Raw genomic sequence first — 15,139 nt, forward strand, 5'->3', positions numbered from 1 at the left:
TGTTCTATGGTTGTAAAAACTGCAGAATTTATCACGAGTAATACGGATGTGCGGAAGCTCCCGGAGCCATCATTGCCGGAATACGCATTCATCGGTCGCTCGAATGTGGGAAAATCATCGTTGATCAACGCGATGGTGAATAAAAAAGGGTTGGCAAAAACATCACAGAAGCCCGGTAAAACGCAACTTATCAATCATTTTATAATCAATAAGGAGTGGTACCTTGTCGATCTTCCGGGCTATGGGTTTGCACAAACGTCCAAGAAGAACCGTGCTGAATGGGAACGTTTTATCCGAAAGTACTTAACGCAGCGCAAAAATCTGCAGTGTATTTTTGTGCTTATTGACAGCCGGCTCGAACCGCAAAAGATCGATTTGGAATTTTGTACATGGTTGGGGGAACAGGGACTGCCTTTTTTGTTGGTGTTTACCAAGGCCGACAAGCAGTCGAGTTTGAAATCGGATCAAAATATTGCGAAATTTAGGAAATCGCTCCTAACTTGGTTTGAAGAAGTGCCACCTATTTTCCTGACTTCTGCCGAGAAAAAGCAAGGTATGGAAGAGATTTTGGCGATGATAGACGATATTAATAAAAATTTTGTTTTGCCTACTGTGGAGCAGTAATAATTATGAAGAAGTATATGTCTCTTGTGCTGTTCGCACACAGCGTCTTTGCTTTGCCTTTTGCTATTATCGGTTTTTTTCTGGCTATACAAACCACCGAACACGGTTTTGATTGGAAGAAGCTTTTGCTGATGTTGGTGTGTATGGTAGCGGCCCGGAATGCAGCTATGGCATTTAATCGCTTTTTAGATCGTGATATTGATGCTAAAAACCCGCGAACGGCGATGCGCGATATTCCTGCGGGAATAATTTCAGCCAATAACGCGCTGATGTTTACCATCGTGAATTGCCTCCTTTTTATAGCGGCAACCTATTTTATTAATACACTGTGTTTTTATTTATCGCCCATTGCCTTATTTGTCGTCCTGTTTTACAGTTACACAAAACGGTTTACGCCGTTGTGTCATATCGTATTGGGCGTGGGACTGGGATTGTCGCCTATAGGCGCCTATTTGGTTGTGACAAACCAATTTGATATCGTGCCGATATTCTATGGTATCGCCGTGATGTGTTGGTCTGGCGGGTTTGATATTATCTATGCCCTGCAAGATGAAGAATTTGATAAAGAAAACGGTTTAAGCTCCATTCCAGCTTACTTTGGAGCAACAAGAGCGTTGCGTATTTCGGAAATTTTGCACGTGATCTCGTTTGTATTCGTCTTACTACCGGCCTTCTATATGCCTGTAGGATGGTTTTATTATCTGGGCGTTGTGTTTTACGGTGTTCTATTGATATATCAACATCGTATTGTCAGCCCAACAGATCTAACACGTGTAAACCGTGCATTTATGACGACCAATGGTGTGGCTTCGGTGATATTTGCTGCGTGCTATTTATTGGATATCGTGTTCTAAGATACAAGCCGGTACGAATGCGGTTATAAATCCTGATTTTAATGTACATTTGAAAGAAGAATAAAGATATGTCACAGATAACGATAGTTGATTTGGCGGAGAAATTGGGGCTGTCTAAGTCTACGGTATCCCGGGCATTTCGGGATAGCAGCGACATTAGTCAGAAAACAAAAGAACGTATTTTGGCGAAAGCGGAAGAACTGGGCTTTTCGCCTAACTTGTATGCCAGTAGTTTGCGCGGAAACCGTAGCCAAACGATTGCCATTATTATTCCTGAATTTGGAAACAAGTTTTTCAGCCAGGCGATAAAGGGAATCGAGTTGGTAGCCCGTTCAAAAAAATACCATACGTTAATATATGTTACAGATAGTAGCGTGCAGAATGAAGCCTCTATTGTACGTTCGCTGGTGAATGGTCGGGTAGATGGGGTGCTTATTTCTGCTTCGGGAGAGGGGAAAGATCATAGCCATTTACAAACGCTGGCTGATCATGGCATACCCACGGTGTTCTTCGATAGAAGCTATGATGACTTTCAAGGACATTTCGTTACGGGTAACGATTTTGAATCTAGCCGGCTTGCCACGCAGCATCTGATTGATAGCGGATGCAAAAATATTGCCTATCTTGTAATCAATCAGAAGGTGTCTATTGGTAAAATCCGGATGGATGGCTATAAAAAGGCGATAGAAGATAATGGGATACCATTTCGGCAGGAATTGATATTGGATACCGAAAACGACGAAGCCAAGAACAGGGCGGCAATTAAAAATTTAATTAAGCAGCATAAACCCGATGGTATTTTTGCTTCGGTTGAGAGACTGGCGATATCGACAATTCGAGTCGCAGGGGAGGAGGGGGTGCGGATTCCAGAAGATTTGAAATTGATATGTTTCTCATGTCTGGACATTGCCGATTTATTAAATCCATCGCTAAGTGTGGTGAAACAACCGGCGTTTGCTATGGGAAAACAGGCGGCCAATTTCCTTATCCAGACGTTAGATCAGCCTTCCGAGCGCCACCGGCAACAAACAACCTTACTGCAATCCAGCCTTATTTTCCAAGATTCCAGTCGTCGTGTTTAAATTTTCGAAAAAAAAATATCTTTTACTTTGTATTCTTCCCGAAACATTTTATCTTTGATATGTTTCGGGAACATTCCCGAAATGCTAACAGTTATAGAGGAGTCACAAGAGTAAGTTTAATATAGGATGCTCTGTTCTTCCATAATGTGGTTAAATGGAGTTATTTTCGGGAACATTCCCGCTGTTTTTTCGCTAGCCGTTTTGAGGATGAAAACGTATAAGAGTTTAGGTTATCTGTTAATTATGCTGTGCTGGACTGTATCCTGTAAAAAGGATGTAAAACCCGCGGTAGATCCTATGGATGACAACACCGAGCAGGGGCTTAAAAACGGCGTGGCAATAGATCGGGATAAGCAAGAGGTAACTTTCGCACTTACGGCTCCGGATAAATCTTCTGCCTTTTTAATAGGGGATTTCAACGATTATAAGGCAACGGAAGATTATGCGATGAAACGTACACCCGACGGCAATACGTGGTGGATTACGCTAAAACAGCTGGATTTTCAAAAGAATTATACATACCAATTTCTGATAGACGGACAGCTTAAGATTGCCGATCCATACGCGAGATTGGTACTAGATCCGCTTCATGATGCCGAAGTGGCGCCCAATGTGCATCTACCGGACTATCCGCAGGGTGCTACAGAAGGTATGGTGTCGGTATTGTCGTTAAACAATACGACATATACTTGGCAAACCTCGACATTCCATCGTCCGGATGTATTCGATTTGGTGATCTATGAATTGCATGTGCGGGATTTCTTGGACCAACGAAATTATGCAACATTAAGAGATTCTATTGCTTATCTGAAGCGATTGGGGGTGAATGCGGTCGAGCTGATGCCTGTACAGGAATTTGAGGCAAATTCCAGCTGGGGATATAACCCTTCTTTTCACTTTGCTTTAGATAAATATTACGGTACTACCAATGAATTGAAAGCATTTATTGATGCATGCCACCGGGAGGGAATTGCCGTGATACTGGATATGGTATTAAACCATGCGTTCGGACAATCACCTATGGTACGGTTATACCAGCAATCGGGTTCGCTCTCCACTAATCCTTGGTTTAACAGCACACCTACCCATCCGTACAACGTGGGTTACGACTTTAATCATGAAAGCCTGCTTACACAGCAGTTTGCCAAAGATGTTATTGCATTCTGGATGGAAGAGTTTAAGGTGGATGGTTTCCGTTTTGACCTTTCCAAGGGCTTCACGCAGAAAAATTCGGGTAGCGATCAGAGCGATGGGGCGGTACAACAATGGTCTGCCTATGATGCAAGTCGTATCGCGATATGGAAAAAATACAACAATTTTATTCGGGAACGGGATCCGAACTTCTATGTCATTTTAGAACATTTTGCAGAAGATCGGGAAGAAAGGGAATTGGCAAATGAAGGCATGTTCTTATGGAACAATTTGAATTATGTATTTAATGAAGCCACCATGGGATGGAACGATAACTCCGATCTTAAACGCCTTTTCGCTAATGCGCATGGTTTCGAAAAACCGCAATTCGTGTCGTATATGGAATCGCATGATGAACAGCGATTATTGTATAAAAACCTGCAATATGGTAACGCGCAGGGTAGTTATTCGACCAGGGACTTGGTAACGGCGCTGGAGCGTATGAAACAGGCAGCGGCATTTTTCCTTTGTGCGCCCGGCCCAAAGATGATATGGCAATTTGGAGAACTGGGCTATGATATCTCGATTGATGAAAATGGTAGAACGGGAGAGAAACCTTTGAAATGGGATTATTTGAAGGATCCGAATCGCTATAACTTGTTTACACATTACGCTAAGCTGATCGGTTGGAAACAGCACAATACGATTTTTAGAGAGGGGCTGGTCGACCACAAAGTAAACGGCGCTGTGAAGTATTATCGGTTAAAGGATGGTGGGCAGGAGGTACTTTTGGTTGGGAACTTTGACGTGGTGGTACATGATTTTGCTGTTCCGGCAGAATTGCGGAACAACTGGTATGATAACTTGGCGGAATCAGTGCTCGATTGGCATTCGACAAGTTCGATTACATTGGCAGCGGGACAATATTACCTATTAAGCATAAATAAACTGAACAATAAATAATAATTAAACTAATCACATGATGAATAATTTTACATTACGCAGCGTAATGGCCATGAGTTTCCTGATGTTGCTTAGTACACTTGGATTCGCACAGACGGCTCGTTTACAGGGTCGCGTCGTAGATAGCGAAGGTGTGGGTGTAGCTGGAGCGACAGTCTATCTTCTTGGCCAACAAACTTCTACATCAACGGGGGCGGATGGCGCATACGCGCTCGGGAATATTACGCCTGGTACGTATACGGTGATCGTCAATATGATCGGATACGACCAGACTGATCGTAGGACGGATATCGTCGTGGGCGACAACACGTTGGATATGACCTTAACATCGTCTATGAGTAGTCTGGACGAGGTGGTGGTTATTGGTTATGGTACCCAAAGGAAGGGAGACCTAACGGGATCGGTAACAACGGTATCTTCAAAAGATTTTCAAAAAGGTTTGATTACCTCGCCGGAGCAGCTTATTGCCGGTAAGGCAGCGGGCGTGCAGATTACGACCAGTGGTGGTCAGCCTGGCGGTGGAGCAACCATTCGGGTTCGTGCGGGTGCATCACTGAATGCGAGTAATGATCCTTTAATCGTTGTCGATGGTGTTCCTTTATCGACCGGGGAAATATCGGGCGTCGGGAATCCGTTGAGTCTGATTAACCCAAATGATATTGAAACCTTCACCGTGTTAAAGGATGCGAATGCAACGGCCATTTATGGTTCGCGTGCATCTAATGGGGTTATCTTGATTACAACGAAAAAGGGTACCAGCGGTAAGCCATCTTTTAATTTCAGCTCGCAAAATTCGTTGGCACAGGTGGGGAGAAAGGTAGATTTACTCTCGGCTGATCAAATCCGAGAATATGTGCATGCAAATGGAAATGACGCCCAACGTGCTTCGCTGGGGGAAGCGAATACGGATTGGCAGGATGAAATCTACCGGGAAGCATTTGCATCGGATAATAATCTGAGCGTCGCGGGGGCTATTCAGCCTAATTTACCGTATCGTGTATCATTGGGTTATCTTAACCAACAGGGTATACTCAAGCGGGATCATATGAAACGTACCACAGGGGGTATCAATTTTGCACCTAAGTTTTTTGATAATAGCCTGCAAATTGATATCAATCTGAAAGGGTCGCTTTCTAAGTCGCAATTTGGCAATCAAGATGCGATCGGGGCCGCGATACAATTTGACCCCACCAAGCCTGTATATACGGAAAACCGCTTTGGTAATTATTATGAATGGACGCAATTTAACAACGATACGGGTTTAGATGATCCAAACCCGAATGCTCCACGAAACCCCGTGGGACTCATCGACCTGAAAGATGATAACGGCGAGGTGGCTAGAAGTTTTGGTAACATTCAATTCGATTATGCATTGCCTTTTCTTCCCGAGTTACATGCCAATTTGAATCTCGGATACGATGTGTCTAGAGGGCAGGGTGGTGTATTTATTCCTGAATATGCAGCTTCAAATATCAATACGAGGGGAGAAGTTAGCCGCTATAAAAAAGAAATTACCAATACAGTAGGTGAGTTTTATTTAAATTATACGAAGGACTTAACCGCTATCCAGAGCAATATTAACGCTACTGCGGGTTATGGTTATTATGATAATAGATCAAAGGAGTATAATTTTGACCGTACAAGTGCTGATGGCACGGTATTGAGTACACCGATCTTTCCTTTCGACATTCCGCATAGCCGACTTATTTCTTATTATGGTCGTTTAATTTATACGTATTCGGACAAGTATATCTTTTCGGGTACGTTGCGTACGGATGGGTCTTCGCGTTTTAGTGAAGAAAACCGATGGGGGGTATTTCCGTCGGTGGGTGCCACTTGGCGCATTAAAGAAGAAAGCTTCTTAAAAGACAACAATACGGTTTCTGACTTGAAATTGCGGTTAAGCTACGGTGTGACCGGCCAGCAGGATGGTATTGCAAACTATGCTTATCTACCGAATTATGTTCGTAGCATGAACGAGTCGTTGTATCAATTTGGTAACCAGTTTTATAATATGTACACACCGGTAGCCTACGATAAAAACATACGGTGGGAAAGTACGACAACATACAACGGTGGTATCGACTATGGCTTCCTAAACGGACGCCTATCGGGTAGTGTGGATGTGTATTTCAAAAAGACCAAAGATTTATTAAGTACGATACCTATTCCTGTGGGAACAAACTTCAGCAACCTACTCTTGACCAATGTCGGCAATATGGAGAACAAGGGTGTCGAGTTTAGTTTAAATGGTGCGGCCATCCGTAAAGATGATCTCAACTTGGATTTAGGTTTTAATTTTACGTATAACCACAGTAAGGTAACCAACCTAACGGCTGTGGACGATCCAAATTATCTCGTCGAGCAGGGAGGGATATCGGGTAGTACGGGGAATAACATACAAGCACATGTGGTGAACCATGTGCCCTACAGCTACCGCGTCTATAAACAAGTGTATGCCGAAGATGGTAGCCCGCTGGAAGGGATCTATGAGGACTTGAACGGTGATGGCATCATCAACGATAATGACCGCTATTTCTATAAATCGCCGCTTCCGGTATATATGTTGGGTTTTACGGCGCAACTGAATTATAAGAAGTGGACTTTGAATACGGTTTTACGTTCTAATATTGGGAATTATGTTTACGATAACGTGTCATCCAATTTTGCGAGCCGCTATAATGTGCTGGATCCGAACGGACCGATAAATAATGCACCGACAAGCTTTTTAGGCGCACAATTCGAGCAAAAGCAATACAACAGCGATTTCTATATTCACAACGCATCATTCCTAAAAATGGATAACCTTTCGGTAAGCTATGCTGTGGGAAATTTTTTCCGGAATGGTAACGGTAGGCTTACCCTATCTGCCAATATGCAAAATGTATTTACGGTAAGTAAGTACAAAGGGGTGGATCCGGAAATAGACGGGGGTATCGATAACCGTTTTTATCCAAGACCAAGAACGTATGTATTAGGTGTAAACTTAGATTTTTAACCGTTAACTGAAGAAAAATGAAACGTACTATATTTTTAGGGATAAGTGTAGCGCTAATCTGGACAAGTTGTAGTCAGAATCTAGACTTGGCGCCAACAAATGATATTACGGCGGATGTCGCTTATGGCTCGCCGGAGGGATATAAAAATGCGTTAGCAAAGGTGTATGGTAGCTTTGCCCTAACCAGTGGAACGGGCCCAGGAGATAGTGATTTAGGAGGAATTGATGCGGGAACATCTGATTTTTTGCGTCTTTATTGGAATGCACAGGAACTGACCACGGATGAAGGTATTTGTGCATGGCTAGGCGATCCTGGGGTAGCTGATCTCAATTACCAGACTTGGAATTCGAGCAATATTATGCTCCGAGGGCTTTATACCAGAAGTATTTACCATATCACGGTGATTAATGAGTTTTTACGTGAAAGCACAGACGAAAAGCTGGCTGGGAGAGGTATTACGGGAAATGATGCGACAGCTATTGCGCAATATCGTGCAGAGGCTAGGTTTCTACGGGCTTATCAATATTGGGTGCTTATGGATCTGTTTGGCAATCCTCCTTTTATAACGGAAGAGAATGAAATAGGTGTCACGCCACCTAATCAGATTACAAGACCTCAACTCTTTGCTTACGTGGAGAGCGAGTTGCTTGCTATTGAAGCGTTATTGGCGGCTCCTCGGCAGAACGAGTACGCGCGTGTTGACCAAGGGGCGGCTTGGGCGTTATTAGCGCGTTTATATTTAAATGCCGAAGTGTATCTTGGACAAGGAAATGGGAAGTTTACCGAAGCGGTAACTTACTCTTCTAAAGTGATCGATGCAGGCTATAGTTTAATGGAACAGTATCAACATCTTTTCTTGGCTGACAACGATCAGAATAACCCCGAGATAATTCTTCCGATTGCCTATGATGGTATACAGACGCAAAATAACGGTGGGACAACATTCATCATCAACTCGTCTGTACATGGTTCTATGACACCGGCAAACTTCGGTATCCCGGGTGGGGGATGGGGCGGTAATCGTAGTCGCAGCACGCTACCCGGCACCTTTGACGATGTAAGCGGAGAGACCGATACGCGGGCGATGTTTTTTGGTTCGAATCCGAATATTGAAGATCCGGCTGTATTCACGGAGGGATTGGCGGTGACGAAGTTCAGCAACAAAACGTCTACAAATCAGGATGGTAAATCGATCAACGGTACGTTCGTTTCGACCGATTTTCCATTGTTCCGTTTGGCTGAACAATATTTGATATATGCGGAAGCGGTGTTGCGTGGCGGATCTGGCGGTAGCAATACGCAGGCCTTGGCTTACCTTAATCTCCTTAGAGCGCGTGCCTATGGCAACGCTTCGGGTAATTTGAGTACCATCTCGTTAGATCTGGTGTTGGACGAGCGCAGTAGAGAATTGTATTGGGAGGCTTTCCGCCGGACGGATTTGATTCGTTATGGACGGTATACGGGTGGAAGTTATCTATGGCCTTTTAAAGGTGGGCAAGCATCCGGAAGGGCAGTGGAGTCGTTTCGCACGCTTTTCCCTATACCTGCGGCGGATCTAATCGCGAATCCAAATCTGGAACAAAATACAGGGTATTAATACAGTATATATTCAAATAAGAAAATAATGAGAACGTTTAATATAATGGCATGTATTGCTGTACTTTTTGGATTACTGGGTGTATCCTGCAGCAAAGATGAAACCAAACTGGTGGCGGTGCCGGGTGATGGTGCTTCGTTACAGGCTTCGGTATCTTCGGTGGTACTTACGAGAGAGAATGCGGATGAGGAAGCATTAGCAATACAATGGGAACCTGCTGATTTCGGGTTTAATGCCGCTATTAGCAATGCGCTGCAAATTGGATTGAAAGGACAGAATTTTGAAGGTGCGAAAGAGATCGCTTTTTCCGCTGGCGATGATCGTTACAGTTTTAATACGCTTGAACTAAATGCATTGTTGCTCGCTATGGAGTTGCCTGTAGACGTAGCGACAGATCTGGAACTGCGGTTAAAGTCTAGTATCTCCACGTCGTTTACGCCTCTTTATTCCAATACGTTGCCGTTGGCGGTTACGCCTTATGCAGCGATTAGCTATCTCTATGTGCCGGGGGCCTACCAAAAGGCTATCCCGCCAGGAGCCGAATGGGCGGTCGAAACGGCCGAAAGTTTGATCTCACCAACGAGTAATGGCATCTACACGGGTATTATTTATTTTCCAGAAGCGGATTCGGAGTTTAAGGTGACACCTGCACGCAGTTGGGATGCTTCATATGGTGATGATGGTGCCGGAAGAATATCATTAACGGCGTCTGGAAATATCAAGGCACCTCGAGCGGGAAATCTGGAGCTTACGGTAAATACCAATGAAAATACGATTTCTTTTAAGGATCATAGTTGGGGAATTGTCGGCGACGCAGCTGTTAGTTGGGATGACGATACGGATATGCGTTACGAAAACAGTACGCAGCTGTGGAAGATAACCGTAGAGCTGACGGCTGGCGAGATGAAATTCCGGAAAAACCACGATTGGGGTACAAGCTACGGTGGTGCAAACGGTACGTTAAATGATAAAAACATTGCTATAACAGCAGCAGGTACATATGATATTACTTTAGACCTCGTCAACTTGACATACACCCTAGTGAAGAAATAATAGGTAATTAGATAAATAAATAATAATAATGAACAACATCAAGATAGCGATCACTCTATTATGCTCGATGTTATGGGTTGCCTTTGCACAAGGGCAATCCATACAACGGGCGGAACCCCTGCATTGGTGGGTTGGTATGCATAACCCGGAACTGCAAATCGTGTTATACGGTTCGGATATCGGAGATTGTGAAGTGAAATTGCCGAAGGCCGGCATGCAGTTAAAAAAGGTTCAGCAGGTAGAAAATTCAAATTACCTTTTTCTGGATGTCGAAATTCTGGGGAATGCGCAAGCAGGAACTTATCCCATTGAGCTATACAAAAAAGGTAAGAAAGTGTTAACCCGAGATTATGTGTTGAAGGATCGGGACAAAAATCTCGTGAAAGCACAAGGTGTGACAGCTGCTGATCTTATTTATTTGATCATGCCTGATCGGTTTGCCAACGGCGATCCCAGTAATGATTCGGTAAAAGGTCTGCGTGAAACTATGGTGAACCGAGACTCGATGTATTATCGACACGGTGGTGATCTTCAGGGGATTATCAATAACTTGGATTACCTCGAGGATTTAGGTGTTACAACGCTTTGGATGACACCTGTTGTGACCAACGATATGCCACAGGCTTCTTACCATGGCTATGCCAATACAGAAAACTATGAAATCGATCCGCGTTTTGGAACAGTGGATACTTACCGCGAGCTCGGAAAGGAACTCCATAAGCGTGATATGAAATTGGTACACGATGTGGTACCCAACCATGTGGGGCTTTATCATTGGACGGTGATCGATCGTCCGTCTTCGGATTGGCTACATGAATGGGATACGTTTACACAAACAACCTATAAAGACCAGACGATGTTTGATCCTTATGGAACGCAGGCAGACAAGGATCTGATGGAAAAAGGATGGTTTGTGAGAACGATGCCGGATCTAAACCACCAAAATGAAAAAATGCAGAGGTATATTACGCAAAGCCATATTTGGTGGATTGAAGAGGCGGGCGTTGATGGGTTTCGCATCGATACGTATCCCTACAATGATTTGGCTTTTATGGGACAGTGGACGGATGCGATCCGCTCGGAATATCCCAATTTTTCCTTTTTTGGAGAAACATGGGTAAACTCCGTCCCTAACCAGGCGTATTTCTTAGGTGGGCAAAAGGTAGGACAAGATGTGGATACGAAATTGGAGGGGGTAACGGATTTCCAATTAACATACGCCATAGGTGATGCTCTTAACTTGGAAAAAGATGGGGCTAATAGATTGTACAGTACGCTAAGTGGTGATTACTTGTATCCAAATCCTTTAGCGAACGTGATTTTCTTGGACAATCACGATAAAGACCGTTTCTTTTCAACGGTAGGAGAAGATCTGGAAAAATATAAAAGTGCGTTTAGCTGGTTATTGACCTATCGTGGTATTCCACAGATGTATTATGGTGCAGAAATATTAATGAAAAACTTCAGTAGACCGGATGGCTTGGTGCGGGATGATTTTAAGGGTGGTTTTCCGGGGGATGAAGTGAATAAGTTTACGGCTGAGGGGCGTACGGAAGCTGAAAATGACATGTTTAATCATGTGCGTACATTGGCGCAATATAGAAAGCAGACGGCTGCACTACAGAATGGAAAATTGTTGCATTATGTGCCGCAAAATGATGTATATGTGTATTTCCGGTATAACGAAAAGGAAAAAGTAATGGTGCTGATGAACTGTGGTGATGAACAACAGGATGTAGCATTAGCTCGTTTTGACGAGGGTATCGGGCAGTCTAATCAGCTCAAAAATATTTTAACGGGTCAATCTTCGGATTTACCAAAAAGCATTGTAGTGAAGGGGAAACAAACGTTGGTATTTGAACTAAAATAACGAATGAAGGCAAGGGAAATAGTAGACGGAGTAGCTGCTGTCATATTTGATTTGGATGGGGTTTTGGTGGACACGGCTGTGTTTCATTATCGGGCTTGGAAGCGACTGGCAAAACAATTTGATTTTGATTTTACGGAGGTAGAAAATGAACAATTAAAAGGAGTGAGCCGGGTGGATTCGCTGAATCTTATCTTAAAGTGGGCAGATAAGGATGTGCCTGCTGCAGAAAGGGAACAATTGGCGTCGTTAAAAAATACCTGGTATTTGGAACTAGTGGAAAACATGAAGGAGGGGGATGTGCTGCCTGGCACGATAGACTTATTGACTTATTTGAAAGCGACAGATAAAAAGATAGCACTGGGTTCGGCGAGTAAAAATGCGGTACGAATTTTAGAGAAAACCGGTATTCGACATTATTTTGATGCTATTCTTGACGGGAATGCTGTCAAAAATTCTAAACCTGATCCGGAAGTTTTCTTGAAAGCCGCTACGGCAGTTGGTGTAGCGCCTTCGGGTTGTGTTGTGCTGGAAGATGCGCAGGCAGGAATTGACGCGGCAAGGGCCGCCAATATGCAGGTGATAGCGGTAGACAAGTCTTATACGCTGGCGAACTACGATGTGCGTGTCGACGATTTATCGGAAATATTGATAAGTGACTATTAACGAAGAACATGAAGAATTATATCATACACGATCCTTGGCATATTATTGAAGACCAATTTAGAGCAGAGCACAATGAATTTTCGGAAAGTATTTTTTCCATTGGTAATGGCCGGATGGGGCAGCGGGCGAATTTTGAGGAAGCGTATTCTGGAAAAACGATGCAAGGCTCGTATCTAGCCGGTATCTATTATCCTGATAAAACAAGAGTGGGTTGGTGGAAGAATGGCTATCCCGAATATTTTGCGAAAGTAATCAATGCCGTGCAATGGATTGGGGTTGACGTGCAAATAGACGGTATAGCACTGGATTTGGCAGAGTGTGAAATCACCAGTTTTGAGCGCCGTCTGGATATGAAAGGGGGTGTCCTTTATCGTACGTTTAAGGCAAAAATGCCTCATGGTAGGGAAGTGGAAGTGACCGCTAAACGGATGTATCATCTGTTTCAATCGGATACAGCCTCCTTGCAGTATACGCTACGTGTTTTAAATTCGGATGCAAACGTGTCTATTCGTTCTTATTTAAATGGCGATGTTGTTAATCGGGACAGCAATTACGATGAACGCTTCTGGGTGCCTATTGCAGAAGATATGCAGGACGACCTGGTACTGGTAACGGAAACCAAGAAGACACAGTTTCGTGTAGAAGCGCGTTTGCGAAACGTGTTTTATGTTGGCGGAGCGGTACAGCCGTCGGGTATAAAGAGAAAAGAACAGTTCTACGTAGAAGAGGACCTCCGTACGCATTTGAAAGCTGGTGAGTCGGTACGTATAGAGAAATATGTGGCGATGGTGAGCAACCTGAACCACCCTTTGGATAAGCTAACGGAGGCTGCACGGCGCAGTCTGGAAAAAATCGCGTCCAAAACCTTTGGTGAATTAATACAATTGCAAACAGATGCTTGGGCGCGCATTTGGGAGGAAAGTGATATTCAGATTGAAGGGGATGTGGCGGCACAGCAGGCTATTCGATTTAATATTTTCCAGCTAAACCAAACGTATACAGGCGAAGATGCGAGGTTAAATATCGGGCCGAAGGGTTTTACGGGAGAGAAATATGGGGGGGTAACTTATTGGGATACCGAAGCGTACTGTTTGCCGTTTTATATGGCAACACAGGAGCCTAGGATAGCCCGTAATCTGTTACTCTACCGCTATCAGCATCTGGAGAAAGCGATTGAAAATGCAGGCAAGTTAGGGTTTGGTAATGGGGCGGCATTATATCCGATGGTTACGGTCAACGGGGAGGAATGCCATAACGAATGGGAAATTACGTTTGAGGAAATCCACCGGAACGGTGCTATTGCTTTTGCCATATACAACTACGTTCGGTATACGGACGATCGCGAATATTTGGCAACCCACGGTTTGGAGGTGTTAATTGGGATCAGTCGTTTTTGGGCGCAACGTGTTAATTGGAGCGAGGAGAAACAACAATATGTGATGTTGGGTGTAACGGGTCCGAATGAGTACGAGAATAACGTGAATAACAATTGGTATACGAACAAAATAGCGGTATGGTGTTTACGATATACCTTAAAAATCATTTCGCAGGAACAGGTACAACAAGAGGACCGTTTATACGATTTACTGTCGAGACTGGATTATAAAGTGGAGGAAGGTAAACAATGGCAGCATATTGTCGATAATATGTTCCTTCCGGAAGATAGCGACCGTGGTGTATTTCTGCAGCAGGATGGTTTCTTGGACAAGGAGTTGGTTCCGGCGGCGGAACTCCCCGCGGAAGTACGGCCTTTAAATCAACATTGGAGTTGGGACCGAATTTTACGTTCTTGCTATATTAAACAGGCGGATGTGTTGCAGGGTATTTATTTCTTTGAAGATGAATTTGATGAGGGTACCATTCGCCGTAACTATGACTTCTACGAACCGCTAACGGTTCATGAAAGTTCGCTGTCGCCTTGTGTGCATGCGATTATCGCGGCTAAATTAGGCAAGGAAGATAAGGCATATGAATTCTATCTCCGCACGGCACGACTGGATTTAGATGATTATAACAACGATACGGAAGATGGTTTACACATCACGTCGATGGCGGGGACTTGGTTGGCTATTGTAGAAGGGTTTGCGGGAATGCGGGTGCGGGAGGGACAATTACATTTCCAGACTTTTATTCCTAAAAACTGGCAAAGCTATGCTTTTCATGTACAGTATCGAGGAACGAAGTTGTACATCCGCGTAAACCAGGATGATTTTGAAATCAAAAATCTATCGGATACGGAAATTAGTATTATATTTAACGGTGAACAGCTTTTGATAGAACCTGAATGGAAATCTTAAATCCCT

At 43.9% G+C, this 15,139-nt stretch carries 10 protein-coding genes; all 10 read left to right on the plus strand.

The window, feature by feature from the left end; all coding sequences use genetic code 11:
• Positions 1–6 precede the first annotated feature (6 nt).
• The 10 genes from yihA (at position 7) to H8B17_RS06530 (ending at position 15,133) form a co-directional block, all read left to right on the plus strand.
• Positions 7–624, plus strand: coding sequence for a ribosome biogenesis GTP-binding protein YihA/YsxC (gene yihA / locus H8B17_RS06485; protein ID WP_190308402.1), 618 nt, complete (start codon positions 7–9; stop codon positions 622–624).
• 5 nt (positions 625–629) lie between these two features.
• Entirely contained in the window at positions 630–1,478 is an 849-nt protein-coding gene (locus H8B17_RS06490; RefSeq protein ID WP_190308403.1) for a 4-hydroxybenzoate octaprenyltransferase, read from the plus strand.
• A 68-nt stretch (positions 1,479–1,546) separates the two neighbouring features.
• The gene (locus tag H8B17_RS06495; protein WP_190308404.1) at positions 1,547–2,560 is read left to right on the plus strand and encodes a LacI family DNA-binding transcriptional regulator; all 1,014 of its coding nucleotides are present in this window, start codon (positions 1,547–1,549) and stop codon (positions 2,558–2,560) included.
• A 207-nt stretch (positions 2,561–2,767) separates the two neighbouring features.
• Positions 2,768–4,654, plus strand: a complete 1,887-nt coding sequence (locus H8B17_RS06500; RefSeq protein ID WP_190308405.1) for an alpha-amylase family glycosyl hydrolase — start codon at positions 2,768–2,770, stop codon at positions 4,652–4,654.
• Between the two features lie 16 nt (positions 4,655–4,670).
• A complete protein-coding gene (locus H8B17_RS06505) occupies positions 4,671–7,652 on the plus strand; it encodes a SusC/RagA family TonB-linked outer membrane protein (protein ID WP_190308406.1) in 2,982 nt (993 codons plus the stop codon).
• 17 nt (positions 7,653–7,669) lie between these two features.
• Positions 7,670–9,250 carry a RagB/SusD family nutrient uptake outer membrane protein gene (locus H8B17_RS06510; protein ID WP_190308407.1) on the plus strand — a complete coding sequence of 527 codons (1,581 nt, stop codon included), beginning with the start codon at positions 7,670–7,672 and terminating at the stop codon, positions 9,248–9,250.
• Positions 9,251–9,277: 27 nt separating this feature from the next.
• Complete coding sequence (locus tag H8B17_RS06515) at positions 9,278–10,303, plus strand: SusE domain-containing protein (RefSeq protein WP_190308408.1); 1,026 nt, start codon at positions 9,278–9,280, stop codon at positions 10,301–10,303.
• A gap of 28 nt (positions 10,304–10,331) precedes the next feature.
• Positions 10,332–12,173 (plus strand): glycoside hydrolase family 13 protein, encoded by a 1,842-nt coding sequence (locus H8B17_RS06520; RefSeq protein ID WP_190308409.1) that lies wholly within the window; start codon positions 10,332–10,334, stop codon positions 12,171–12,173.
• A gap of 3 nt (positions 12,174–12,176) precedes the next feature.
• Entirely contained in the window at positions 12,177–12,836 is a 660-nt protein-coding gene (gene pgmB, locus H8B17_RS06525; protein ID WP_190308410.1) for a beta-phosphoglucomutase, read from the plus strand.
• An 8-nt stretch (positions 12,837–12,844) separates the two neighbouring features.
• Positions 12,845–15,133, plus strand: coding sequence for a family 65 glycosyl hydrolase domain-containing protein (locus tag H8B17_RS06530; RefSeq protein WP_190308411.1), 2,289 nt, complete (start codon positions 12,845–12,847; stop codon positions 15,131–15,133).
• Positions 15,134–15,139: the final 6 nt, after the last annotated feature.

The organism is Sphingobacterium arenae (assembly GCF_014692505.1).
GTDB lineage: Bacteria > Bacteroidota > Bacteroidia > Sphingobacteriales > Sphingobacteriaceae > Sphingobacterium > Sphingobacterium arenae.